Annotated in this window: 22 protein-coding genes; all 22 read left to right on the plus strand. The window is 50.3% G+C overall.

The features are described 5' to 3' along the window. The first annotated feature begins 73 nt into the window (after nucleotides 1-73). The 22 genes from GF409_04650 to GF409_04755 all read left to right on the plus strand — a co-directional run bounded on the left by GF409_04650 (nucleotide 74) and on the right by GF409_04755 (nucleotide 24,694). Nucleotides 74-478 carry a hypothetical protein gene (locus GF409_04650; GenBank protein MBD3426499.1) on the plus strand — a complete coding sequence of 135 codons (405 nt, stop codon included), beginning with the start codon at nucleotides 74-76 and terminating at the stop codon, nucleotides 476-478. Next, on the plus strand, nucleotides 393-1,829 hold the full coding sequence (locus tag GF409_04655) for a PAS domain S-box protein (GenBank protein MBD3426500.1): 1,437 nt from the start codon (nucleotides 393-395) through the stop codon (nucleotides 1,827-1,829). The genes GF409_04650 and GF409_04655 overlap by 86 nt, the downstream gene beginning before the upstream one ends. A 19-nt stretch (nucleotides 1,830-1,848) precedes the next feature. Next, the gene (locus GF409_04660) at nucleotides 1,849-2,208 is read left to right on the plus strand and encodes a response regulator (GenBank protein MBD3426501.1); all 360 of its coding nucleotides are present in this window, start codon (nucleotides 1,849-1,851) and stop codon (nucleotides 2,206-2,208) included. Nucleotides 2,209-2,258: 50 nt separating this feature from the next. Then, nucleotides 2,259-3,425, plus strand: a complete 1,167-nt coding sequence (locus GF409_04665) for a TRAM domain-containing protein (GenBank protein MBD3426502.1) — start codon at nucleotides 2,259-2,261, stop codon at nucleotides 3,423-3,425. After that, nucleotides 3,422-3,781 carry a hypothetical protein gene (locus GF409_04670; GenBank protein ID MBD3426503.1) on the plus strand — a complete coding sequence of 120 codons (360 nt, stop codon included), beginning with the start codon at nucleotides 3,422-3,424 and terminating at the stop codon, nucleotides 3,779-3,781. Before GF409_04665 ends, GF409_04670 begins: the two co-directional genes overlap by 4 nt. 103 nt (nucleotides 3,782-3,884) lie before the next feature. Then, nucleotides 3,885-4,835, plus strand: a complete 951-nt coding sequence (locus tag GF409_04675; protein MBD3426504.1) for a nucleoid-structuring protein H-NS — start codon at nucleotides 3,885-3,887, stop codon at nucleotides 4,833-4,835. A 2-nt stretch (nucleotides 4,836-4,837) separates the two neighbouring features. Next, nucleotides 4,838-5,473 (plus strand): bifunctional 4-hydroxy-2-oxoglutarate aldolase/2-dehydro-3-deoxy-phosphogluconate aldolase, encoded by a 636-nt coding sequence (gene eda / locus GF409_04680; GenBank protein MBD3426505.1) that lies wholly within the window; start codon nucleotides 4,838-4,840, stop codon nucleotides 5,471-5,473. Between the two features lie 27 nt (nucleotides 5,474-5,500). Continuing rightward, nucleotides 5,501-6,271 carry an exodeoxyribonuclease III gene (gene xth, locus GF409_04685; protein ID MBD3426506.1) on the plus strand — a complete coding sequence of 257 codons (771 nt, stop codon included), beginning with the start codon at nucleotides 5,501-5,503 and terminating at the stop codon, nucleotides 6,269-6,271. Then, nucleotides 6,268-7,584, plus strand: coding sequence for a radical SAM protein (locus tag GF409_04690; protein MBD3426507.1), 1,317 nt, complete (start codon nucleotides 6,268-6,270; stop codon nucleotides 7,582-7,584). The genes xth and GF409_04690 overlap by 4 nt, the downstream gene beginning before the upstream one ends. After that, nucleotides 7,574-8,521, plus strand: a complete 948-nt coding sequence (locus GF409_04695) for a hypothetical protein (protein ID MBD3426508.1) — start codon at nucleotides 7,574-7,576, stop codon at nucleotides 8,519-8,521. Before GF409_04690 ends, GF409_04695 begins: the two co-directional genes overlap by 11 nt. A gap of 43 nt (nucleotides 8,522-8,564) precedes the next feature. After that, nucleotides 8,565-11,627 (plus strand): glycogen synthase GlgA, encoded by a 3,063-nt coding sequence (glgA, locus tag GF409_04700; protein ID MBD3426509.1) that lies wholly within the window; start codon nucleotides 8,565-8,567, stop codon nucleotides 11,625-11,627. A gap of 12 nt (nucleotides 11,628-11,639) precedes the next feature. Beyond that, the gene (locus tag GF409_04705) at nucleotides 11,640-13,772 is read left to right on the plus strand and encodes a DUF1926 domain-containing protein (GenBank protein ID MBD3426510.1); all 2,133 of its coding nucleotides are present in this window, start codon (nucleotides 11,640-11,642) and stop codon (nucleotides 13,770-13,772) included. Nucleotides 13,773-13,991: 219 nt separating this feature from the next. Continuing rightward, nucleotides 13,992-14,642 (plus strand): DUF4912 domain-containing protein, encoded by a 651-nt coding sequence (locus tag GF409_04710; protein ID MBD3426511.1) that lies wholly within the window; start codon nucleotides 13,992-13,994, stop codon nucleotides 14,640-14,642. Nucleotides 14,643-14,644: 2 nt separating this feature from the next. Continuing rightward, entirely contained in the window at nucleotides 14,645-16,228 is a 1,584-nt protein-coding gene (locus GF409_04715; GenBank protein ID MBD3426512.1) for a DUF1957 domain-containing protein, read from the plus strand. A 27-nt stretch (nucleotides 16,229-16,255) separates the two neighbouring features. After that, the gene (locus GF409_04720) at nucleotides 16,256-16,528 is read left to right on the plus strand and encodes a DUF2934 domain-containing protein (GenBank protein MBD3426513.1); all 273 of its coding nucleotides are present in this window, start codon (nucleotides 16,256-16,258) and stop codon (nucleotides 16,526-16,528) included. An 81-nt stretch (nucleotides 16,529-16,609) separates the two neighbouring features. Further along, nucleotides 16,610-17,875: a glucose-1-phosphate adenylyltransferase gene (locus tag GF409_04725; GenBank protein ID MBD3426514.1), complete on the plus strand. Its 1,266-nt coding sequence runs from the start codon at nucleotides 16,610-16,612 to the stop codon at nucleotides 17,873-17,875. Between the two features lie 46 nt (nucleotides 17,876-17,921). Beyond that, nucleotides 17,922-18,494, plus strand: coding sequence for a hypothetical protein (locus GF409_04730; GenBank protein MBD3426515.1), 573 nt, complete (start codon nucleotides 17,922-17,924; stop codon nucleotides 18,492-18,494). Between the two features lie 29 nt (nucleotides 18,495-18,523). Continuing rightward, a complete protein-coding gene (locus tag GF409_04735; protein MBD3426516.1) occupies nucleotides 18,524-19,585 on the plus strand; it encodes an SO_0444 family Cu/Zn efflux transporter in 1,062 nt (353 codons plus the stop codon). Next, nucleotides 19,586-19,981 carry a YkgJ family cysteine cluster protein gene (locus GF409_04740; protein ID MBD3426517.1) on the plus strand — a complete coding sequence of 132 codons (396 nt, stop codon included), beginning with the start codon at nucleotides 19,586-19,588 and terminating at the stop codon, nucleotides 19,979-19,981. Beyond that, on the plus strand, nucleotides 19,978-20,358 hold the full coding sequence (locus GF409_04745; GenBank protein ID MBD3426518.1) for a response regulator: 381 nt from the start codon (nucleotides 19,978-19,980) through the stop codon (nucleotides 20,356-20,358). Before GF409_04740 ends, GF409_04745 begins: the two co-directional genes overlap by 4 nt. 9 nt (nucleotides 20,359-20,367) lie before the next feature. Further along, entirely contained in the window at nucleotides 20,368-22,494 is a 2,127-nt protein-coding gene (locus tag GF409_04750) for a response regulator (protein MBD3426519.1), read from the plus strand. A gap of 1 nt (nucleotide 22,495) precedes the next feature. Next, nucleotides 22,496-24,694, plus strand: coding sequence for a PAS domain S-box protein (locus GF409_04755; GenBank protein ID MBD3426520.1), 2,199 nt, complete (start codon nucleotides 22,496-22,498; stop codon nucleotides 24,692-24,694). Nucleotides 24,695-24,698: the final 4 nt, after the last annotated feature.

Consider the following 24,698-nt stretch of genomic DNA (forward strand, 5'->3'; position numbering starts at 1 on the left):
CACGATGGATAATATGTTAATATTATATAGAATTTCAGGTGATGATTTCCCGCAATATTAAGGAGGGATACCTATGAGTAAGAAAGTCATGATCCTTTTGCTGATAGCTGCCGTCGTGACATCAATGGCCGTGGAGGAAAGTTCTGCCAGAAGTTCTTCCGACGATATCCTTAAGAGAGGTCTTCTCGGCGCGGGAGCGGGTGCCGCAGGAAGCGCCGCCGGCGGAGGTAACGTGGGGACCGGTGCCCTGGTGGGTGCTGGTGTAAATGTTCTCGGGGGCGCTCTTCTGGATTCAATGACCGAGGACAAGAGTCAGCCGGCTCCGCCGCCTCAGCAGTACCAGCAGCCGCAACAGTACCAGCAGTCTCCTCAGTCGGGTTATTCCGAGGGCTATGAAGCCGGCTACAGTAACGGCTACAAGAAAGGTTATACGGACGGTTATAAGGAAGGTTTGCAGGAAGGCTACAAGTCCAAGTGATAAAGAGAGATCCGATCATGCAGGGGAATCCGCATTGGGAACAAGCGGGTTTCCCTGTTTTCATTTTACTATCCGAAAGACGAGCGCAGAACAAGTGCAACCAAAGGCGGTGCAGGGTATGAAGAAGAAAGACAAGCCTGATAAGAAAAACAAAGACCACCAGAAGAAGGATTCCGGTGAAGCTTTAATGGGGCAGGGCAGGGCGAAAGCGAAAATGGAATGGCTTCTTGATGAAACGGACAACCTCCTGAAGTCACTGATAAGCAAGGAAAAAGAGATCATACAGACCGAAGACGCGCTTGTCGAGGCGATGAGGCGGTTCAGGGACCTTTTCGAGCAGTCCCCCATAGGCGTGGGGATACACGGGACCAGCGGGGAACTGCTTATAGTGAACAAGTCATACCTGGATATCTTCGGTGTTGACAGTTTCAAGGAGATATCCAGCCAGAACCTCTTCCGTGACCTTGACCTGTCGAAGAAGGAAGTGGACAGGATCAAGGAGGGGCATGTTTTCCAGCATGAACTGGAATATGATTTTGTCGGTGCGGATTACAAAACCGATCGTGAAGGCGTCGCGCATATACTGTTCACGATCTCGCCTCTTTTCAGGGAGAAAGAAGTGATAGCCTATATGGTCCAGGCACAGGATATTTCCCAGCGAAAACAGGCGGAGGAATCGCACCGTCTGGCTCAGCTGGGACGTCTTCTTTCGGACATGGCCCACGAGGTGAACAATCCCCTCATGATCATATCCGGAAGAGCCGAGCTGGCTTTGCTGGAGGGGGTAAAGGACGAGAAGATAAAGGACACGCTGAATGTCATACTTGACCAGTGTTTTCTGGCAAAGGATATAATACACCGCTTGCTCAGGTATTCCAGGATAGGTAAGATAGAGCGCACCCCGGTTGACATGTACAAGATAATCGACCTTATAACGAACATACTGCAGCATCATTTCCAGATGTCCAACATAGTCCTGGAGAAAGAGGTCGAAGAGGGGCTCCCCATGGTCATAGGCAACGAGAAACAGCTCCAGCAGGTATTCATGAACATAATCCGCAATTCTGCCGACGCCATGCCGGACGGGGGCGTAATAACGCTCAAGACCCATCGGCAAGGAAATTATATCCGGATCGACATCAGGGATACCGGTGAGGGGATGAGTCCCAAAGTGCTGGGCAGGATATTCGAACCGTTCTTTACCACAAAGCAAAAGGGCACTGGCCTGGGACTGGCGGTATGCCATACCATAATACAGGACCACGGCGGCAAACTGAAATACGAAAGCAAGATAGGTGAGGGTACAACGGCGACGATACTTTTGCCAGTTGAAAGCCGTCTCGAGGAGTAAGTTCTCAGGGAGATGATAAATGAACACCATTCTGGTGATTGATGATGAGATACAGATAGTCGAAATACTTGAACAATTTCTGTCTTCTGAAGGGTTCAAGGTGGAAACAGCCTATAACGGCCGGGAAGGGCTGGAGAAACTGGACGAATGCCATCCGGATATTATTTTGCTGGATGAGAAGATGCCGGAAGTTGGCGGGGCCGCTTTCAGGCAAGGCATGCAAAAGCTTGGCAAGGATATACCAGTGATAGTCCTGACCGGCTCTGTAGGAGTCGGTCAGAAGAAGGATAATAACAAGCAGGAATACGGGTACCTTCTCTTTAAGCCGGTCAGACTTTCCGATCTTAAAGAACTTATACTCGAAATACTTTCCCAGTGATATGCCGCTTCTCCGGTCAATGATACGCACTCCGCATTTTAAGGTAACAGATGGGAAAAAAACTCAGCACTAGAATATATACGATGGCCTTCGGCGGAAGCGGCATCGGCAAAATCGACGGTAAGGTATGCTTCGTGGAAGGCGCTCTTCCGGGTGAAGAGGTCACCTTTGACGCCGAGAAGGAGACCTCAAGCTATATCAAGGGCAGGGTAACGGAGGTGAAAAATCCTTCTCACGACAGGGTCGATCCGGTCTGCAGGCATTACCGGGTGTGTGGCGGCTGCCAGTTGCAGCATGTCTCATACGCTAAAGAGCTGGCGCATAAACAGCAGCAGGTGGTCGAGCTTATCGGTAAAATAGCCGGGGAGCGGGATATCGACTGCTGCGATATTATAGCCTCGGACCGGGAATACAACTACAGGAGCAGCGTGACCCTGCATAAAAGCGGGACCGGGTACGGGTATTATGCTTCCGGAAGCAGGAAGGTGATAGATATCGATGAATGTCCGGTAGCCGCCGAGGCCATTAACGCCGAGTTGGGCGGTCTCCGCGGGAGCAAAAAGGATATCACTCTGAAGGCGGACCACCTAGGCAACGTCTGGAGCTCTGATAGATCTGGACACAGGTATTTTACCGACAGATATTACGGAACGGAGATTGTTCTCTCGCCAAAGGCTTTTTCACAGGTCAACCGGCACATCGCCGAGAGAATAGCCCAAACTCTGGATGAGTGGATAGCGACTCCGGACGGGGAAAGCACGTTTTTTGATGCGTATTGCGGTGCAGGTTTTTTCAGTTTTGTTCTAAAAACGGACTTTACCACGCGTATAGGTATGGATATCGACAGGGTGGCGATAGATTGCGCCAAAACGACCGCTAAAAAGTATACGACCAAAAACGCCAAGTTCTACAGAGCGGATGCTGCCGAAGAACTATTCGGTCTGCTTGAGAGACACGATAGCTCCAGGAACATTCTATTAATAGACCCTCCCAGAAGAGGGGTTGAAAAAAAGTTCTTAGAAGCGATAGGCGCGCGGGATGATATAGCGGAAATATATTACCTTTCCTGTGATCCGGCAAGGCTTGCTAGGGATATAAAGATAATTGTTGACGGAGGATTGTGGAAACTGGGACGTGTCCAGCCCTTTGATATGTTCCCTCAGACCAAACACATAGAAACGCTCGTTGAGTTCGTCAAACAAGGAGGCAGGTCATGAAACTCTTAAAAGCACTTGCTGTTACAGTCTTTCTTGTGAGCCTGTGTACAGGCCTGGTTGTCGCGGAGGATTACCAGTTGTCCAGGGACCCCAGATTATCCAAGGCAAAGACCAGTTTTGAAAAGGGTCTTGAGTACCTGAAACGGGGCGACAGGGCCTTTAGCGTAAGGGCCGGGCGCGCTCAGAAGATGTATGAGCATGCGGAGGACTATATCCTGAAAGCGGAGTTCCTCTATAAGGAACTCGGACAGGAGCACGGAATAGATGTAACTAGTGAGGTCGCGACCTGCCGTGAATTGTACCGTGAGATACACGTTAAAGTCAATAAGGCCAGGCGCAAGACCCGTATGCGGTGAGAAGGTTTTACTTTACGCTCAGGGGCTTTTCGTATATCATATGACGGTAAAAAACGTGTCATAAGGATACGGTGCCTGAAAAACCAACAAAGGAGAAAAGAGGATGTACAGGGATCAGATCAAGGTGCTCGACTGCACTATAAGGGACGGCGGTCTTATAAACGCCCATTATTTTGACGATAAGTTCGTGCGGGAGGTCTACAAGGCCGTGACCTCTTCCGGCGTCGATTACATGGAGATAGGTTACAGGGCTTCCAGGAAGATCCTTAACCCCGATGAGTTCGGCAAATGGAAGTTCTGCGATGAAGATGATATCAAAAAGGCCATAGACGGGATAGAGAGCAACACGAAGCTTTCCGTCATGGTGGACGTGGGTCGCGTGACAAGGGATGATATCCTTCCTTGTGAGGACAGCGTGGTTGATATGATACGCGTTGCCACCTACGTTAAAGATGTCGATAAAGCCATAGAACTTGTCAAGGAAGCGGAAGCTAAAGGGTACGAGACGACCGTAAACATAATGGCTATTACCAAAGCTTTCAGCAAAGAACTGGACGAGGCATTGCAGCAGATAGACCAGGAGACCAATGTCAAAGCGGTTTATATTGTTGACAGTTTCGGGCATCTTTACTCTGAGCCGTTACGTTATCTTATCGACAAGTACAAGAATTTCATTACCAAAGCCGAAGTGGGCGTCCACGCGCACAACAACCAGCAGCTGGGTTTCGCGAACACGATAGAGGGGATAATCCAGGGCTGCAATTTCGTTGACGCCACCATATACGGTATCGGAAGGGCGGCCGGCAACTGTCCTCTGGAGCTTCTGCTTGGTTTCCTTAAGAATCCCAAGTATAAGCTTGCCCCGATAATGGACGTGATAGCGAAAGAATTCCTTCCCCTGAGGCAAAAGATAGAGTGGGGATATATCATACCCTATGCTGTTACCGGTATGTTCAACGAGCATCCGCGCGTGGCCATGGAGCTGAGGCAGACCGATAAGAAGGATGATTATCTGGAATTCTATAAAAGCATGGCGGCTACGGAAATAGATTGACGATGGATATGGAGCGATTTGAAAGATTGCCCCTTATGGGCATAGTCAGGGGAGTGTCTCTCCAGGATATGGGTAAGCTGGCGGAAACTGCCGTTGAAGCTGGGCTCCGGACCATGGAGATCACGATGAACACCCCCGGGGCAAAAGAATTGATATCTCTCTCGCGCGAGATCGCCGGCGATCGTATGCAGATAGGCGCCGGCACGGTTCTTTCTTCGGAAGATCTTGATGGGGCTCTTCGATCCGGCGCTTCTTTTATCGTGATGCCGTCTTACATAGAGGAGGTAGTAGAAGCCTGTAACGACAGGGGAGTAGCGGTATTCCCCGGAGCTTTTACGCCTGGTGAAGTCCTTACAAGCTGGCGGGCCGGTGCCAGTATGGTCAAGGTTTTTCCCTCAGGTATGTTCGGCCCCAGATATATCAGGGAACTGAAAGGGCCTTATGACCGGATCAAGCTTATGGCAGTCGGTGGTGTAAGGGTCGATAACATTGCCGAATATTTCTCATCCGGCGCGGACGCGGTCGCTTTCGGTTCGAGCGTTTTCCGCAGGGATTGGCTCCAGAGGAAAGATTTCGGCTCTATCGGAGCACTCATAGCGCAGTATGTTTCCCTTGTCCGTGATGCGACCGGCAAGTGAGCCGGATCCTTTGAGTTTCTTTCCGACATGAAAAAGATCAGAATATATTCCTGGAACGTTAACGGTATACGGGCGGTAGCCAGAAAAGGGTTCGTAGAGTGGCTCGGGGCCGAATCCCCCGACGCACTTTGCCTTCAGGAGACGAAAGCCCACCCGGAACAGCTTGATGACGACATCAGGTCGCCGGAGGGCTATCATGCCTACTGGAACAATCCGCCGAGAAAAGGGTACGCAGGAGTTTCAGTTTATACCCGCACGGAACCCTCGTCCGTGGAAGATGATTTCCCGCCGTCAGATTTTGATACCGAGGGAAGGATGCTGAAGCTTCAGATCGGGGATTTCGTGCTTCTGAACGTGTATTTCCCCAACGGGGGTATGGGGCCGGAAAGGCTGGGATACAAGCTGGATTTTTACGAGAAATTCCTTAAATATATCGACGGCATCGAGAGTAGGAATATAGTGATATGCGGTGACTTCAATACCGCGCATAAACCGATAGACCTTGCCCGCCCCAAACAGAACGAGATGTTCTCGGGTTTTCTTCCCGAGGAAAGGGCCTGGCTGGACAAACTGGTCTCACACGGGTACGTGGATACCTTTCGCCATTTCAATGACGAGCCGGGGCAATATACCTGGTGGGATTATAAGAGCCGTTCCCGGGAAAGGAACGTGGGCTGGAGAATAGATTATTTTTTTGTAACTGAGAAATTCCTCCCCAGGGTGAAAGACGCTTTCATACTTTCAGAGGTAACTGGAAGCGATCACTGCCCCGTGGGCATAGAGATAGACCAGAAGTGAAAAAAGCTTATCCAAAATTACTTATATCGGACGAAAACAATAATGTTTACGACCTTCCGCATCTTGAAGCTGCGGGGATGAAGGGGGGCAGCTTTTTCCGGCTTGATGCTTCGGATCTGGTAGAACTGCCCGAGGACTCAGAACTATTCATGCTGCCGGACAGGATGCCGGTGGGTTATGATCCGGATACGGGCGAGTTCGCCATTCTGGAGCAGAACCCTTATTCAGAGAAGGCGCGTGCCTGTTACGCCGTCGCGGCATTCCTCCCTCCGGGATTTACTGGAACATACAGTGCTTCATACAAAACCGGCAGAAAAGCTGTATCCCTGCCCTTATTCAGTTATGCGGCAGCGGTCTTTTACAGGGGAAAGATCCATGCCGCGGGGGTGAGGGTCGATCGCGAAAGGCGCCAGCAGCTTGCCGGTATGGACATACGTCTTGTGGAGAAGAACGTGCGCCTGTTCAGAAAGAGATTCCCGGAAAATCGGCTTGTACGCCACCTTGAGAGATGTGCCCTCTGTTACGGTTGTCCGGCGGCAAAGAATTTCTTTCTCAAGAGATACGAAGGGCCTCTTCCAGCTTCCCCGACTTGTAACGCAAGGTGCATAGGATGTATCTCCTATCAGCCCGGAAGTGGCTGCTCGGTCACTCAACCGCGGATAGAATTCGTTCCCACGCCCGAAGAGATCGCCGAGGTGGCTCTGGCTCATATTAGTGCCGTCAGGGACCCGGTGGTGAGTTTCGGCCAGGGTTGTGAGGGAGAGCCGCTCATGGTGGGGGAGGTCATTCTTGAGGCGGTTAAGATCATAAGAAAGGCCACTGCCAAGGGCGTGATCAATATCAATACGAACGCAAGCCGCCCACGCCTCATCGGTGAGCTTTTTGACGCCGGGGTCGATTCGATAAGGGTAAGCCTGAACAGCGTCAGGGAAGAGTTCTATAATGCCTATTACAAGCCCGACGACTATATTTTCAGCGACGTCGTCTCTTCGATAAGAGCCGCCAAAAAGCGAGCGGGGTTCGTTTCGCTTAATTATCTGACCATGCCGGGTTTTACCGATCTTGAAGCAGAGGTGAAGGCGTTTCTCCGATTCCTGGAAAATGAGGCCCCTGATATGATACAATGGCGCAACCTTAATTACGATCCGGAGGCGTATTTCGCTCAACTGAAGCTGGCGCCATCTGCCGACAGGATGATAGGGATAAGGGCATTATTGCGCAGTGTGAAGGAACGCCATCCGCAGATCATGCAGGGGTATTTCAACCCTTCTCTGGGAAGGGTCAAAAGACATCTGAAAAAACATGATAGTTAACAGGATGATATCAAAATATGTTTTGAGCGCGGTAATAGCCGTGTGCTTTCTTGCCGGATGTTCCCGTTCGGCCGAAGAAGCCGTTGATATTTCGGTCAATGCCCGCTCGGCGGTTATAATGGAAGCGCGCTCGGGCCAGGTCCTTTTCGAGAAATCCCCCGGGAACAAATACCCACCGGCATCGACCACCAAAGTGATGACGGCAATAGTCGCCTTTGAGAACATGAACCTTTCTGATGAGATAGTCCCCAGGAAGGGAGCGCTTAATGTTGAGCCAACAGTGGCCGGACTTAAGGCGGACGTGAAATACCGTCTGAAAGATCTTCTCAAGGCCATACTCATTAAATCTGCCAATGACGCCGCCGTCGTGATCGCGGAGGCGGTCGCGGGGAGCGAAGATGAGTTCGCCCGGATGATGAACGAGAAGGCCAGAGAGATAGGCATGGAAGATACTTACTTCGCAACGGCTTCGGGATTGCCCACAGGCCGGGATGATTCTCAGTACACAACTTCTATCGATCTTGCCAGGATGATGAGGTATGCTTTGAGGTATCCGGTCCTCGTCAGGTTCATGTCCAAAAAGGAGGCGACTATCAAGGGTAGTGACGGGATCGGGATCCAGCTGAAAACACATAACAGATCTCTCTATTCGGATAACGGCGCAAGCTGGGGCAAGACGGGGTACACCCGCCAGGCGCGACGGACCTTTGTCGGGGTGGATCCTTCACCCCGGACCCATATAATAATCGCACTGCTCAAGTCCAACGCGCTCTGGAGCGATATAGATACTCTTAAGAATGACGGCCTTAAACTTTACAGAAAGAAGAACCGATCCTTTTTGGCCAATGTGCTGGACTGGATCAGTGAACAGCGTCATAAAGGACGTATCGCGGTAAGGATGCTCAAGCCGGGGACCGGAACAGAAGCTCAGCAATAAACGCTTGACTATGCCGTGCATATATAAGTAATATAAGTGAATCATGAAAAAGAAGCTTTCTGTAGCTTTCCTCTGGCACATGCACCAGCCCCTTTACAAGGACTTTGTAACGGGCAAATATCACCTTCCCTGGGTAAGGCTTCATTCGACTTATTCATACCTGGACATGGCCTCAATACTGGAGGACTTTCCGGGGGTCAAGGTGACCTTCAATCTCACGCCTTCGCTTATATGGCAGCTTCGTGACCTTTCGGGTGATGGAGAGGTGGATGATCTCTACCTGAAACTTACCGAGAAGGATGCCGCAAGCCTTACAGAGGATGATAAGTACTTCCTGCTGAGGAATTTCTTCTCCTGCGATCTCGACAAGGCGATTTTCCCCTTGAAGAGATATAAGGAACTTTTCTACAAGAGGGGAAGTGTTCTCAAGGAAGAGCAACTCAGGGGAAAGACCCGGGAATTTACCGCCGACCAGATGCGGGACCTGCAGGTGCTTTTCAACCTCGCCTGGTGCGGGTTCACTCTTAAGGACAAGGATCCTCTTGTGCGTGAACTCTTCCATAAGGGTGCAGGCTATACGGAAAAGGATAAAGCTGAGCTGCTCAAGCGCCAGAAGGAAGTCGTTCGCTCCATTATACCTTTGTACAAGAGATTGCAGGATGAGGGCAGGATCGAGATATCGACCACTCCCTACTATCATCCCATATTGCCGCTTTTATGCCGGTGTTCTTCGGGACAGGGCTATGATTTCCAGGATGATGCGAAGGTGCACGTCCGCAGAGCCATCGAACTCTACCGGGAGGTTTTTGGCAGAAAACCCGCGGGCATGTGGCCCGCAGAGGGCAGTGTCAGCCAGGAGATCATTCCCATTCTGGAAGAGGAGGGCGTGGGATGGATCGCCACCGACGAAGGCATACTTCTTGAGTCTTTCAAGGGAGAAGATCTTCTCAGGGAGGAACTTATTTACAAGGCTTATACCGCCAGGGAAGACGGCAGGTCGATCGATATCCTTTTCCGGGACATCAATATTTCCAACGCTATAAGCTTCCGTTATGCCAATATGCCCACGAAAAAAGCGTGCGCGGACATGATCAGAGACATAAACTGTATCTACAAGAACGTATCCCGGCAGGAGGGAGAACATGTGGTCTCTGTTATTCTGGACGGGGAAAACCCGTGGCCTTATTTCCCGGACGGGGGGAAGGATTTCCTTTCCCAGATCTATAAAAGGCTCTCATCATGCAAAAGTCTTGAGATGGTGACCATGGATGGGTATCTCGAAACCCACAAGGAAAGGCGCGAGATACCGGAACTTTACAGCGGGTCATGGATAAACCGTGATTTCAGCAAATGGATAGGTTCCCCACAGAAGAACAAGGCGTGGGATTACCTTGAAAAGGCAAGAAGAGAGCTCTTCGCGGAGAAGGATCCCCCGAAGGAAGCGCTGGAAGAACTTTACATCTCGGAAGGAAGTGACTGGTTCTGGTGGTATGACGACTTCGGGAGTGAACTGAACTTCGTTTTCGATGAACTTTTCAGGATGCACTTGGCGAACATCTACCGCCTCATGAAAAGGAACATTCCCCACCATCTGGAAGAGCCCATACATGCCGGCCCTGCTGCCCAGAAACTGGAAAGATCGGGAACGCCTCTTACCATGGGTAAGTTCCCTCGGGTTCTTTTGGTCTCTTCAGAGGTCGTGCCTTTCGCCAAGACCGGAGGTCTCGCGGATGTCGCGGGAAGCCTGCCCAAAGCCCTGAACTCGCTCGGGTGTGATGTACGGGTGGTCATGCCCCTGTATAAATGCGTCTGGGAGGGCGCGTTCGATCTGAGCAAGGAACCCGTACATTCCAGGCACGGATGGAGGCACAAGTTCCAGATATATTCGACACGTTCAGAGGGGATGACAACGTATTTTGTCAAGGACGACAGGCTCTTTGGCAGGGAGGGGCTCTACGGAACCCAAAGCGGTGACTACCAGGATAACGCGGTCCGTTTCGGTTTCTTCTCGAAAGCGGTCCTTGATACCATAAAGGGGCTGGATTTCAAGCCTGACATAATACACTGTAACGACTGGCAGACGGCGCTTATACCTTTTTACATGAAATTCAAGTTCACGGATGACGATTATTTTAACGGGATAAGGACGCTTTTTACCATACACAACATGGCTTATCAGGGGGTTTTCCCCAGAAGGACCATGAAGTCTCTCGGGATACCCGAGGGATTCTTCAATATGAATGACCTTGAGTTCTACGGCAAGATCAACTTCATGAAGTCCGGTATCCTCTATTCAGACGCGGTGAGCACGGTCAGCCATAAATACGCCGAAGAGATAATGACCAGTGAATACGGCTGCGGCCTGGACGGACTGCTCCGCACGAAGAAAGACGTGCTATACGGCATCCCCAACGGGGTGGATTACTCGGTATGGAGCCCCAAGAAGGACAAATATATCAAGGTCAATTATGACATGGAGACTTTGGACAAGAAGGCGGAATGCAAGAAGGACCTGATCGATCACGCCGGCCTTAAGCTGTCACAAAAAGCGCCCCTGATAGGCTGCGTTACACGCTTCGCCGAACAGAAGGGCGTGGATCTATTGGCGGATATCGCCCAGAAGATCGTCGGTCTCGGCGCGGGACTGGTCGTGCTTGGAAAGGGGGAGAAAAGATACAACAGGCTTTTCCGGGACCTTGCCAAAAAACACCCCGAAAATATATACGTCTGCACTGATTTCAACGATGAGCTCGCCCATAAAATAGAAGCCGGTTGCGATATTTTCGTGATGCCCTCAAGATACGAACCCTGCGGCCTTAACCAGATGTACAGCATCAAATACGGTACGATCCCAGTTGTCCGTAATACCGGAGGGCTGGATGATGTTATAGTCGATTTCGACGAGAACAGACAGGAGAGTAACGGGTTCAAGTTCGGACCGGCCACCAGTAAGGCTTTCTGGGGCGCGTTGAAAAGAGCGGTGGAGGTGTATAACAACGAGGATTCCGCCTGGAAGAAGCTCGTCGAGAGGGCGATGAAGTGTGACTTTTCCTGGAGACGTTCGGCTGAACAATATCTCAGGCTTTACAGGAAGATAATCGGATAAAAAGGAGCCGACATGAAAACAGATCTGGCTATGGCACTGCATTTTCACCAGCCCGTTGGCAATTTCGACCATGTCATAGAAAGGGCTTTTGATAAATGCTATATTCCTTTCCTCGAGACGCTCAAGAAATATCCGGATATAAAGATGACTTTTCATTTCACCGGATGTCTTTTCGAATGGGCCGAGAAGAACCGTCCCGAAATAATACGGATGGCTGCCGAAATGACCTCTAGAGGCCAGGTGGAGATCATGGCCGGCGGGTTTTACGAGCCGATCCTTCCTTCGATACCACGCAGGGACCGGGTTGAACAGATCTCCATGCTGCAGGAATACGTCAGGAAGAACTTCTCTTACGATCCGAAGGGCGCGTGGGTCGCCGAAAGGGTTTGGGAACCCGGGCTGGCCTCGGCATTACACGATGCCGGCGTGAAGTACGTCATTCTCGATGACACGCACTTTTTTTATTCCGGAGTACCCAAAGAGAGGACATACGGTTATTACGTAACGGAGGACCAGGGTAAGACGGTCGCGGTCTTTCCCTCGGACAAGGTGCTTAGGTACTATATCCCCTTCAAGATGCCGGAGGAATCGGTCAATTACATGCGGGGGGTGCTTGAAAGCAACCCGGAGGCGGTTTTCATCTACGGCGATGACGGCGAAAAGTTTGGGGAATGGCCGGGAACGCACAAGTGGGTCTTTGAAGAGAAATGGCTTGAAAAATTCTTCGACAAACTCCAGGAATGCAAGGACTGGATAAATACCATAACCCTTTCCGAATGCATGGAAAGCAGAAAGCCCCTGGGCAGGGTATATCTTCCCACCGGTTCTTATGAGGAGATGCTCGAATGGGCTCTGCCTGCGGATAATCAGCAGTGGCTCGAAGACGTGATGAACGATATCAAGTATTCCGGCAAGGAGGATTTTTACAAACCTTTCATAAGGGGCGGGTTCTGGAGGAACTTTTTCAGCAAATACCCGGAATCCAACCATATGAACAAGAAGATGCTTTACGTGAGCGAAAAACTCGACAACCTGATCGGCGGCGGCAACGTCCGGGGAAGCGACATTGAGGAGGCGAAAAAGGACCTTTTAAGAGGACAATGCAACTGCGCTTACTGGCACGGGGTTTTCGGAGGGCTCTACCTGTTCCATCTGAGAACGGCGATCTATCATCACCTGATAAAAAGCGAAGTCGCGATGGACGGGATACGTTACGGGCGAAAAACCTTCTGTGAAGCCACCAGCAGGGATCTAGACGCCGACGGCCTGGAAGAGGTCGTGCTGGAGAACAGGGATATATCGCTTTACCTGGATCCCGCTGAAGGCGGGATAATAAAGGAGATAGATTCGAAGAAGGTTTGCCAGAACCTGATGAACACCCTCTCCCGCAGAAAAGAGGCCTATCACAGGAAAATACTCGAGAAGATCGCCCGGCATTCACAAGAATCAGACGATCAGGAGGTGCAGACCATACATGATGGCATACAGGCCGCCTCTCCCGAGCTCAAGGAACACCTCAGCTACGACTGGTACGACAGGTACGGACTGATCGACCATTTTCTGGACGGCGAGACCAGCATTGAGGATTTCTCAAGATGCAGTTATCATGAGGCGGGCGACTTTGTCAGGGGTCTCTACGAGCACAGGATCGACCGAAGCAAGAAAGGCGTCACTGTCACGATGAAAAGGGAAGGCCGCGTGGACTCATCGCGCGTTCTCGTTACCAAGGTACTGGTGATGCCGGCTAAAGGCGCGCATTTCAGCGTTGATTACACGATAGAGAACAGGGAGGACCGCCCGCTTGAACTGGTATTCGCTCCGGAGATGAACATCACCATGCCAGATGCGAACTCGGAAAGATATCTTCTGGTGACCGACGGGCAGATCACTCCGTACAATCTGGACGGTATGCTGCAGAAAGAACAGGCCCGGGAGATCGAGATCCGTGACAAAGAAAAAGCCCTTTCGGTAAAGATAGGTTTTTCCGGCGAACAGCGCCTGTGGTGTTTTCCCGTGAAGACTGTTTCCCAGTCGGAGAAGGCGTATGAACTCAATTACCAGAGTTCTGCCATTGTGGCGGTCAAGGGACTCCGGCTCGGGCCCGGGCAGAAGAAGAGTTTCACGGTGAAGATGGAATTGGTATAATCCCCCCTTGACTTTAGCCTCTAAATCATTATCTTTTATCTTAAATGTATGATGCCGCTTGGAGCTGAAACGCCCCCAGGCACAATAAATGCTTTCAACCAAAAGATTTCTGTTGACATTACCGAACCGCTGGGAGTAAAATTCTATGTGCCTTAAGTGATTCCGGTAAATGTTTGTTCCTTTAAACTGTACTTAGCTATTTACAACAGGGGACCTGAAATGGAAAACACATATTCTTCCTCGGATTCTTCCTTCAGAAAGCAGGACGCTGGGCAGGGCTCAGGCGATGTAGTTTTCATGACGGAAAAAGAATTCTCTCTACCGCACGGTTACGGTGACAACAAGATAGTTCTGATGGTCAGAGATCCATGGACCTTTTACGCGTACTGGGAGACGCGCAAAGATGTGGAGGAGCGTGTAAGGCAGCAGATCTCCGCAAAAGGCCTTGGGGTTTCGAAAAGTCTTCTCAGGGTATATGACGTAACCGGCCTCGACCACAGCAGCACCTCAAATATAGCTTTTGATTTCGGGATAGACGATAGGGTCAAAACCTGGTACGTCCACTGCGAACCCGAAAAGGATTGGGTCGCAGAGATAGGCCTGTTGTGTACCAACGGTGAGTTTTACAGCATAGCAAGGTCCAATGTCGTCAGAACTCCCGCCAACAGGGTCTCGGACATACTCGACGAAGAATGGATGTGTCCGGACGAGCTGTATCATAAGATGTTCTCCACCTCGCGGGAGATCGGCAGAAGTTCTCAGAGCATAAAAGAATTGGTAGAGCGTTACCTCAGGAAATGGCTGTCTTCAGGGGGCGTCTCTTCGGGTTTTTTCGGCAGCGCTAGTTTTTTCATTCACAGGAAGAGATGATCATGGCAAAAGGATACCTCGCACTCGTATTGCACGCGCACTTACCCTTTATCAGGCACCCCGAACACGAAAGTTTTCTCGAAGAGAACTGGCTGTTCGAGGCGATCACCGATACCTACATACCTCTTATCAATGTCTTTGAGAGACTTGTTGACGACGGCGTGGATTTTCGCATAACAGTTTCTCTGAGCCCCACGCTTATCTGCATGCTAAGGGACGATCTATTGGTCTCAAGGTACCTCAGGCATCTCGATAAGATGATAAGACTGGCGGAGATGGAGGTCGAAAGGACGAAGAACGAGCCCGATATAAACAAACTGGCGGTAATGTACTCCGACCGCTTTAAGAACGCACGGCATGTTTTCAGCGAACGGTACGGTAATGATCTCACCGCCGCGTTCAAGAAGTTCCAGGACCTGGGGAAGGTCGAGGTGATCACATGTTGCGCTACGCACGGGTACCTTCCTCTGATGGACCTTTATAAGCCGGCCGTTAAAGCACAGGTCAAGACGGCGGTCGATGTGTACAGAAGCGTTTTTGGCAAGGTTCCCGAAGGCATATGGCTTCCCGAATGCGCCTACCAGCCCGGCCATGATGAAGTGCTCAGTGAATTCGGCATAAAGTATTTTTTCGTTGAGACACACGGGGTGATATTCTCCGCTCCCAGACCAAAGTACGGCATACACAGCCCTTACCTGTGCAAGTCGGGTGTTGCCGTTTTCGGAAGGGACATGGAAAGTTCCAAGGCCGTCTGGAGTTCCAAGGAAGGATACCCAGGTGATTATAGTTATCGGGAGTATTACAGGGATATCGGGTTCGATCTGGATTACGACTACATAAGACCTTTTATCAACAGTTGCGGTTCAAGGATCAATGTTGGCATCAAGTACCACAGGATAACCGGTGAATCCGACCATAAAGAGGTCTACGACAGGCAGCGGGCCATGGAAGCCGCCGCTTCGCACGCCGGTAACTTCATGTTCAACAGGGAAAAACAGATCGAGCACCTTTCGGGCATAATGGACAGGGCTCCCATAATTGTTTCCCCGTATGACGCGGAACTTTTCGGGCACTGGTGGTTCGAAGGCCCTGAATGGCTTGAATATCTTCTGCGCAAGATGCATTATGACCAGGATATCATCAAGACCATAACGCCATCGGAATATTTGGAGCTTTACGACAGATACCAGGTAATCTCTCCTTCGATGTCCAGCTGGGGATACAAGGGCTACAGCGAAGTCTGGCTTGACGGGTGCAATGACTGGATCTACAGGCATCTTCACAAGGCTGCCGAATTGATGATACAAGCCGCTAAAGATTACAGTGATCCTTCCGATATTGAAAGAAGGGTGCTTAACCAGATGGCCAGGGAACTGCTCCTGGCGCAGTCCAGCGACTGGGCGTTCATCATGAAGACCGGTACTTTCGTGGATTACGCCAAGAAAAGGACAATAGAGCATGTAGGCAGGTTCCTCGCGTTACACGGACAGTTAAGGGATAATAATGTGGATATGGGCCTGCTTGAGGATGCTGAGAGCAAAAATAACGTGTTCAGCGATATAGACTACGGCGTTTACGCCAGATAAACAAGAAAAAACAAGGAGGAAAAGAGGATGATAAAGAAGCTGGCCAAGAAACTGGCGAATAAGAACTCCGCGGGGAAAAAATCCCGGACGGCAAAGAAAACAACATCCAGGTCCAAGACGCAGACCGGGAAGAGCAAAAAGAGAACAACGAGGAAGAAGACCTTCGGTCAGCAGGACCTGAACGTCATGATCGCTGAGGTTGCATACAGCCTCTACGAACAGCGCGGTTACGCTCACGGGAATGACCAGGCTGACTGGTACGAAGCGGAGAAGCTCGTTCTTAACAGCCGGAAGGCTTGAAAGTGATATAGTTTAAAAGGCCCGGGCCGGAGCCAGAAGGTTCGGCCCGGGCATTTGTTTTTTAAATACGGGATTTTAAACATGACCATAGGAGCGAAAGAAGTATTATGTGTTATCTTGGGAGGCGGAAGGGGCAGCAGGCTTTATCCGCTTACCAAGGAAAGATGTAAACCGGCGGCACCTCTTTTCGGAAAATACCGCCTTATAGACATACCGGTAAGTAACTGCCTGAATTCAGGATATAACCGCATCTATGTGCTGACGCAGTTCTTGTCAGAATCACTCAACAAGCACATAAGCCGCACATACAAGATGGATCCCTTCAGCCGCGGGTTCATAGAGGTAATAGCTGCCGAACAGTCTATGGAGGATACGAACTGGTTCCAGGGGACGGCCGACGCAGTCAGGCGTTCCCTTAAGCATTTTAACGATCCCGCCATAAAGTACATCTTCGTGCTCTCGGGCGACCAGCTTTATAAAATGGACCTCAGGGACATGTTCCATTACCATGCCGACAAGAACGCTGAGGTCACCGTTGCGTGTAATCCGGTGCCTTCCGAAGAGGTGTCGAGTTTCGGTATAATGGGAGTGGACGGGGACGGCCGCATAAACAGGTTCGTGGAGAAGCCCAAGGAGCATACCAAGATCAAGGAAATGGCGATAAGCTCCGGTGACACCGACAAGTTCCAGGGTTCGATGGGGATATACCTTTTCAATAAATCCACTCTTATTGAACTGCTCCAGAATGAAAAACAGGTGGATTTCGGAGGAGAGGTCATTCCCGAGGCCATAAAGACGCGTTCGACCTATGCGTTCCTTTTCGATGGCTACTGGAGGGACATAGGCACCATTAAATCCTTTTATGAGGAGAACCTTTCGCTGACCGAATCCATACCGCCTTTGGACATGTTTGAGGAGAGGTGGCTGATCTTCACCCGCCCCAGGTATCTTTCACCGGCGAAGTTCCAGGACAGTTGCGTAGAGAAAAGCATAGTCGCCGAAGGGGCGATAATTCTTTCGGCTAAGATCTCACACTCGATAATCGGCCTGAGGTTCAGGGTGAACAGCGGTTCGGCGATAGAGGACACCGTGGCGATGGGCTGCGATTATTACGAAACTGTCGAGGAAATAGAAGAAAGAGCTTCAAGAGGGATGCCCCCGCTGGGGGTCGGTAAGGATTGCATAATTAAAAAGGCGATCCTGGATAAGAATGTCAGGATAGGCGACAATGTCAAGATAATCAACAGCCAGGACCGGGATAATTACGACGGGACGAATTATTTTATCAGGGATGGTATAACCATAATCCCCAAAGGCGCGGTCATTCCTTCCGGTACAGTGATCTGAGGGCGGCGATTCGGTAGCGGATAATAACAGAGCAGGGGGGAATACGATGAAAGTTCTTGGTATTTGCGGAAGCCCCAGAAAAGGTGGGAACACCGATATTGTTCTTGAGAAGGCCCTCGAAGGAGCCCGCTCGGGCGGAGCCGACACGGAAAAGATCATAATAAGCGAGCTTGACATATCACCGATACGTGTTGAGGAGTATGAACGGGTCAATGAACAGGGGCTTTCGGTGACCGAAGATGATCTTAATTCACTGATAAGGAAGATCCAGAGCGCTGATGCGCTTATAATGGCTTCGCCTGTTTTTTTCGGCAGTCTTTCCACCCAGTCCAAGATGGTTATAGACCGTTTCCAGTGTGTATGGCTTTCAAAAACACTTCGAGATAAAGAGATATTCCCCAATCCCATAAAAGGAGCTTTTATATGCGTGGCGGCGACACAAAGAGAAGATTTCTTTGATAACGCCAGGTCAATAATCCGACATTTTTTCGCGACAAGCAACGTCAAGTATACAAAAGAACTTTTTTGTCCGAAGTGCGAGGATAAAGGGGATATTTTACGGCATGAGGACCTGATCGAGAAAGCTTTTTCTCTGGGGAAGGAACTCGCAGGCGAATAACGATCTTTTCTTGAGTGCAGGTACAGTATATGGGCTTCATCAGTGGCATAATAAAGGAATCGTTCTTTCTGTTGAACAGGATGAGTCCATATCTGCTGTTCGGTTTCTTGGTGGCCGGCATCCTCCACATGTTCATAAACACCGAGACCATAGGGCGGCATCTGGGCAAAAGCACTTTTTATTCTGTGGTCAAGGCCTCGGTCTTCGGTGTTCCCTTGCCGCTTTGCTCCTGCGGGGTTCTGCCGGCTGCCGTATCATTAAGAAAACAGGGTGCCAGTAAAGGCGCCATACTTTCTTTCCTTATTTCGACCCCGACCACGGGGGTTGATTCCATTCTCGCTACCTATTCTCTTATGGGTGGTTTTTTCACTGCGTTCAGGGTCCTGGCTTCGCTGTGCGCGGGTATTTTCTCGGGTGTTCTGGCTAATTTATTCCTAAAGGAGGAAGGGGATTTTTCTGGGGAGGAGGAAGAAGAATGCAGGTTATGCGGGGTGAGCGGGGCCCATGAACATCCTTTAAGCCATAAGATAGGCGGTCTTTTCCGTTATTCGTTCGGGGAGCTTCTGGGTGACGCGGGTCTATGGATAATAACGGGCGTTATCATAGGAGGCGCTATAACTTATTTTCTTCCGGAAGAATTCATAAACACGTATCTGGGGACCGGCTGGAAAGCCATGTTCGTTATGCTTCTTGTGGGCATACCCATGTATGTCTGCGGAACAGGTTCCATACCCATAGCCGTGGCCCTTATGCTTAAGGGAATGAATCCGGGAGCGGCTTTTGTTTTCCTGCTGGCCGGCCCGGCGACCAACACTGTGGGGATGACGATCGTTTCGAGGCAGATGGGCAGGAAGGCTCTTTATATCTATATAACTTCAATAGTCTTCAGCAGTATGGCCCTGGGTTTTTTGCTGGACTTTCTCTGGCGAAGCTATAACAGGGAAGGTTTGAGGCGGATCCTGGAGCATCAGGAACTCATTCCCGGATGGGCCGGTGTGGCGGCTTCGGCGGTGCTTTTGGCACTGATAGCGGCCGCTGTTTTACGAAAAAATATCTCGGGACTTAATTCAGGGAAGGGAGGAACACGGTAAATGACGCTTTGCACGGATTGCGGCGCGAAGTGCTGCAAGTATTTCGCTATGCAGATAGACGCGCCTAAGAACAAGAACGATTTTGAGAACATAAGGTGGTATCTGGCGCACAGGGATGTTTCGGTATATATAGATAAAAGGAGGTGGTATCTGGAGATCAAGAACGAATGCGAACATCTTACGGTGGACCACCGCTGCGCGATCTACGAGAAAAGACCCCTTATATGCCAGGAACATGATGCTTACACCTGTGAAAAGGATTTCGATGATTTCGGGCACGAACATGTTTTTCACAACATAGATGAGTTTGACAGGTACCTTAAGAAAAGGTTCGGCGGGAAAAAACGGAAAACAAAACCTAAAACCTCCCGAAAAAAACAAAAGAGGACCTCATGAGCGAAGAGAAAAAATATAAGATCCTGATCGTTGAAGACGAACCTGATGCGGCGAAAGTCCTTCACAAACGCGTTACCGGCGCGGGATTCGGCGCAGTTATAGCCTACGATGCCTATGCGGCCATCAAATCCATACGTGAAGAGACCCCCGATCTTATTCTTCTTGATCTGATGCTTCCGGCGGGTGGCGGGCTTTCCATTCTGCAGAACCTCAATCTTTTCGCCGCGAGCAAGCCCGTACCCGTCATAGTGATAACGGGAATAGGCGATGACGCTTACAGGCGAAAGGTCATGGACATGGGGGCCGATGCCTATTTTGAGAAGCCGTATGAGGCTGAAGAGGTAATCTCTAAAATGAAGGAATTGCTAGGTATATAGGAGAGATGAATGTCAAAACTCATTGACGCGCTTATAAATGAAGACCTCTTGACCGTGGAGCAGCTTAATGATGCCAAGGATAAGCAGTTGGGAGCGAAAAAGCCCATTCAGGATATACTCCTTGATATGGGTTTTTTGAGCGAGGAGGATCTGATGAAAGTCTCTTCGCGGGTTTTTGACATGGCTTTAGTCGATCTCAGCACAGAGGAGCTCGACAGCTCAGTTGCAGATCTTTTGCCCTACGAAACCGCCAAAAAATACGGTGTCGCTCCTCTGCGCAAAGAGGGGCAAGAGCTTGTCCTGGCGATGAGCAACCCCCAGGATGTTATCGCGCTCGATGACATAGGTATTAAAACGAGCATGAAAATAAGTCCTGTGTTGAGTTCGAAAAGCCAGATCGATGAATGCATCGAGAAACAGTATCAGTCGGATGAATCAGTTTATGATATTTTGAAGAATGTCGTGGTCGATTCCAAGGTAGAGATCGTTGATAAAGAAGGAGGAGAAACTGACGCGGTGGATATGGGGGAGCTGAAAGTCGAAAATTCTCCCGTGGTAAGGCTGGTAGACCTTATACTTACCGACGCTCTCAATAACAGGGCCAGTGATATCCATATAGAGCCCCGCCAGGACCATACGGAGGTCAGATACAGAGTGGACGGTGATCTGAAAAGCGTGATGAAACTGCCCGCGAAAATGCAGGCAGCTCTGGCCGCCAGGATAAAGATCATGGCGGAAATGGACATAGCGGAAAAAAGAAAACCCCAGGACGGAAGGATACAGGCGAACATTAAAGGCAGGACGGTGGACCTGAGGATCTCAACCGTTCCGGCGTATCATGGTGAAAAAATAGTGGCAAGGCTGCTGGACAAGAAACAGGCCGCCATAACCCTGGACAAGATAGGAATGGATAAAAGCGAGCTGCGTATTTTTAAAGAAGCCATTAATAATCCCCAGGGGATGGTGCTGGTGACCGGCCCCACCGGTTCGGGAAAGACGTCCACGCTTTACGCGGCGCTCAATTACCTCAAGGACGAGACCAAGAACATAATAACCATAGAGGACCCGATAGAATATATCTGCGAGGGTATAAACCAGATGCAGGTGAACCCGGCGAAGAACTTCACCTTTTCGACGGGTCTTAGGAGCATACTCCGGCAGGATCCCAATGTGATACTCGTTGGTGAGATAAGGGATAAGGAGACCGCGGAGATGGCTTTCAGGTCCGCCATGACAGGCCACCTTGTATTCTCGACCCTTCACACCAAGAGCGCCGTCTCCTCGGTGCCCAGACTGCGGGACATAGGGCTTGAACCTTATCTGATAGCCTCATCGCTCATACTTGTGGTCGCACAGAGGCTCGTACGGCTTATCTGCCCGGACTGCAAAGAGGAATATGAGCCTGATGGGGATCTGTTAAGAAGATATCGTCCGTATATTGAAAAACTGGGCATAACCACCTTTTACCGGGGCGCAGGATGCGATAAATGCGGCTATTCAGGGTATTTCGGACGCACGGGCGTTTTTGAGCTTCTCGGATTCGATGACGAAATACGTAAACTCATAAACAGCGGAGAGGGGGAGGAAGATATAGCCCAAAAAGCCAAAGAAAAAGGTTTTAAACCCCTTACTTCCTCGGCCATGGCCAGGTTGGCCCGGGGTGATACGACCCTGGAGGAGATCGACAGGGGCGTAGGAGCCGCCGAGCCCGAAACCGAATCATCCGCGGAAGAAAAGAGGCGCCACGGTAACACCAGTGTGCTTGTAGCTGACGACGAGAAAGATGTGCGCAAGATCTTGTCCAAGCGTCTGCAAACGGAGGGGTATGAGGTCATCGAAGCGGTTAACGGCAGGGAAGCCGTTGAGCTGGCCTCAAGGGAAAGGCCTGATGTGATCATAATGGACGTTATGATGCCCGAAATGGACGGGCTTGAAGCGACAAAGCAGCTCAGGTCGCGTTTGGAAACGGCGGTCATTCCAATAGTGATGCTCACCGCCAAGAAGGATAAAGAAAGCGAACTTGCCGGGCTTGATGCCGGCGCGGACGATTATCTCACCAAACCGTATGACAAGGACAAGCTTCTTGCGAGGGTTAAGATATTACTGAGAAGACGAAAGACCACCCCGGAAGGTTAATATGACTGAACAGGATACCATTAACATATTGATAGTAGGAGCCGGCAAGGGAGGGAACGCCCTTATCGATGTCTTCAGAAAAATACCGGGCATAAACATAACAGCGGTGGTCGACAAGAACAGGCAGGCTCCCGGAGTGAAAAAGGCGCAGCACCTGGGTATATCCGTTTCCGAGGATTATGTTCAAATGCTTGATGATGCCGATGTCGACGAGATATTCAATGTCACCGGAAGTTCCAAAGTGCAGGAGGATCTCGAGAAAAAAGTCTCCGAAGGAGTTGAAGTGATAAGCGGGCACACTGCCAAGCTTGTCTGGGAGCTTATAAAGGATTACATGAAGGCGGAGGAACGCGCCGAGGAAGCCAAACTGAAGGCCGCCAAAGAATACGCTGAACGCATTTTCCAGGCGGCGCCTATCTCCATATTTACAGTTGACAAGGAAAGGAAAGTGACCAGCTGGAATAAAAAAGCCCAGGAGGTCTCAGGCTATTCGGCGGATGAGATGCTGGGACGTAAGTGTAATATATTCGCCGATGAGAACGGCATGAAAAGGGATGATCTTTACGGGGTCGACAAGGGCGAGCCTATCGTCAACAAGGAGTGCACGATCCTGAAGAAGGATGGAGAAAGCATTCCGGTAGTAAAGAACGCGGATCTGCTGAAGGACGAGAAAGGCGACCTGGACGGAAGCATTGAATCTTTCGTGGACATGACCAGCCAGAAGAGATTCAGGGCCATGATCAGGTCCGCTTATACCGAACTTGATCAGATATTCCAGAGTTCAGGCGACGGCATGCTTGTTTTCGACCGGGAGCTCAGGATAATCAGGGCGAACAACACGCTTATAAAGCTCATCGGTAAGACCAGGCGGGAACTTATCGCGGCATATTGTAATAGGGTTTTCGATGAGTTCATCTCCGGCGTGCTTGAAGGGTCCATGCGCAAGATCACTGAAGGCGCCGAATCAGTGGATAATGACGTGACTTTGACGAATAAGAGCGGTATCACTATTCCGTGTATCCTGACGGTGGCGCCTTTTCGTGACCGTGAAGGGGTTCTTGTAGGAGGAATAGCCTCTTTCAGGGATATAACCGAGCGCAAGTCCGCTGAAAAAGCCCTGCTAGAGAATATACGGCTCAAAAGCAACTTTACTTCCATGGTATCCCATGAGCTGCGCACGCCCCTAACCGCAATAAAAGAGGGAATAGGCATCGTGCTGGACGGTTCAGCCGGGGATATAAACGATGAGCAGGAGGATTTCCTTGAAACAGCCAAGAGGAACGTTGACCGCCTCGGAAGGCTCATTAATGATGTGCTTGACTTCACTAAACTTCAGTCCGGTAAGATGGCCATGAACATATCAGAGGGGAGCATCGAGCCAGTGGTCAAAGATGTGGTGAAAATGCAGAAACCCGTGGCCGATGAAAAAGGTCTTTACCTTAAGGCCAAGGTCTCCCCGGGGCTGCCCAGCCTTCAGTTCGACCAGGACAGGATAACTCAGGTTATAATGAACTTTGTGAATAACGCGCTTAAATTCACTGAAGAAGGCGGTATAACGGTAGCGGCTTATAAAAAAGGGACGGATGTGTGCGTGTCTGTCGAAGATACAGGTCCCGGCATCAAGGAAGAGGACATGTCCAAGGTTTTCCGGGAATTCAGCCAGGTAGAGGATGCCAAAACAAGAAAAAGCGGAGGAACCGGTCTGGGACTCGCTATTTCAAGGGAAATAATAGAGCGTCACGGCGGGGATATCTGGGTGGAATCAATATACGGAAAGGGAAGCCAGTTCAAGTTCACACTTCCTGTGGCAAGGACTTACAAGGTACTGGTCGTGGACGACGAGGATACGTTCTTGAACTTTTGCAAGAACGTGCTCAAGGATGAAAGATACGAAGTGGTCACCGCGGGAAGCGGCATGAAGGCCATAGAATTGGTGAGGAAGGAACACCCGGACCTTATAATCATGGACCTGGTGTTGCCGGATATAAACGGGTACGAGGTCGTCGGCAGATTACGCAGTGAAAAAGAGCTTTCACATATTCCCGTGCTTGCTGTTTCCGGTTACACGGATAAGCTCAAGGAACTTGACAAAATAGAACTTCCGGCCGAAGAACTGGCTATTCCGCGGTTGACCAAACCCGTGGAGCCGGAAACGCTTCTCAATACCGTTAAGAGAATGGTCGTTTCCGGTGGGGAATAAATGA

Source organism: Candidatus Omnitrophota bacterium (assembly GCA_014728045.1).
Lineage (GTDB): Bacteria > Omnitrophota > Gorgyraeia > Tantalellales > Tantalellaceae > WJMH01.

What these genes read in the sequence shown, in the direction of transcription:
- GF409_04655 (MBD3426500.1), top strand. Translation starts at nt 393, where the DNA reads ATGAAGCCGGCTACAGTAACGGCTACAAGAAAGGTTATACGGACGGTT.
- GF409_04745 (MBD3426518.1), top strand. Translation starts at nt 19,978, where the DNA reads ATGAGCGAAGAGAAAAAATATAAGATCCTGATCGTTGAAGACGAACCT.
- xth (MBD3426506.1), top strand. Translation starts at nt 5,501, where the DNA reads ATGAAAAAGATCAGAATATATTCCTGGAACGTTAACGGTATACGGGCG.
- GF409_04725 (MBD3426514.1), top strand. Translation starts at nt 16,610, where the DNA reads ATGACCATAGGAGCGAAAGAAGTATTATGTGTTATCTTGGGAGGCGGA.
- GF409_04695 (MBD3426508.1), top strand. Translation starts at nt 7,574, where the DNA reads ATGATAGTTAACAGGATGATATCAAAATATGTTTTGAGCGCGGTAATA.
- GF409_04650 (MBD3426499.1), top strand. Translation starts at nt 74, where the DNA reads ATGAGTAAGAAAGTCATGATCCTTTTGCTGATAGCTGCCGTCGTGACA.
- GF409_04670 (MBD3426503.1), top strand. Translation starts at nt 3,422, where the DNA reads ATGAAACTCTTAAAAGCACTTGCTGTTACAGTCTTTCTTGTGAGCCTG.
- GF409_04705 (MBD3426510.1), top strand. Translation starts at nt 11,640, where the DNA reads ATGAAAACAGATCTGGCTATGGCACTGCATTTTCACCAGCCCGTTGGC.
- GF409_04665 (MBD3426502.1), top strand. Translation starts at nt 2,259, where the DNA reads ATGGGAAAAAAACTCAGCACTAGAATATATACGATGGCCTTCGGCGGA.
- GF409_04730 (MBD3426515.1), top strand. Translation starts at nt 17,922, where the DNA reads ATGAAAGTTCTTGGTATTTGCGGAAGCCCCAGAAAAGGTGGGAACACC.
- GF409_04710 (MBD3426511.1), top strand. Translation starts at nt 13,992, where the DNA reads ATGGAAAACACATATTCTTCCTCGGATTCTTCCTTCAGAAAGCAGGAC.
- GF409_04750 (MBD3426519.1), top strand. Translation starts at nt 20,368, where the DNA reads ATGTCAAAACTCATTGACGCGCTTATAAATGAAGACCTCTTGACCGTG.
- GF409_04755 (MBD3426520.1), top strand. Translation starts at nt 22,496, where the DNA reads ATGACTGAACAGGATACCATTAACATATTGATAGTAGGAGCCGGCAAG.
- GF409_04720 (MBD3426513.1), top strand. Translation starts at nt 16,256, where the DNA reads ATGATAAAGAAGCTGGCCAAGAAACTGGCGAATAAGAACTCCGCGGGG.
- GF409_04660 (MBD3426501.1), top strand. Translation starts at nt 1,849, where the DNA reads ATGAACACCATTCTGGTGATTGATGATGAGATACAGATAGTCGAAATA.
- eda (MBD3426505.1), top strand. Translation starts at nt 4,838, where the DNA reads ATGGATATGGAGCGATTTGAAAGATTGCCCCTTATGGGCATAGTCAGG.
- GF409_04675 (MBD3426504.1), top strand. Translation starts at nt 3,885, where the DNA reads ATGTACAGGGATCAGATCAAGGTGCTCGACTGCACTATAAGGGACGGC.
- glgA (MBD3426509.1), top strand. Translation starts at nt 8,565, where the DNA reads ATGAAAAAGAAGCTTTCTGTAGCTTTCCTCTGGCACATGCACCAGCCC.
- GF409_04715 (MBD3426512.1), top strand. Translation starts at nt 14,645, where the DNA reads ATGGCAAAAGGATACCTCGCACTCGTATTGCACGCGCACTTACCCTTT.
- GF409_04740 (MBD3426517.1), top strand. Translation starts at nt 19,586, where the DNA reads ATGACGCTTTGCACGGATTGCGGCGCGAAGTGCTGCAAGTATTTCGCT.
- GF409_04735 (MBD3426516.1), top strand. Translation starts at nt 18,524, where the DNA reads ATGGGCTTCATCAGTGGCATAATAAAGGAATCGTTCTTTCTGTTGAAC.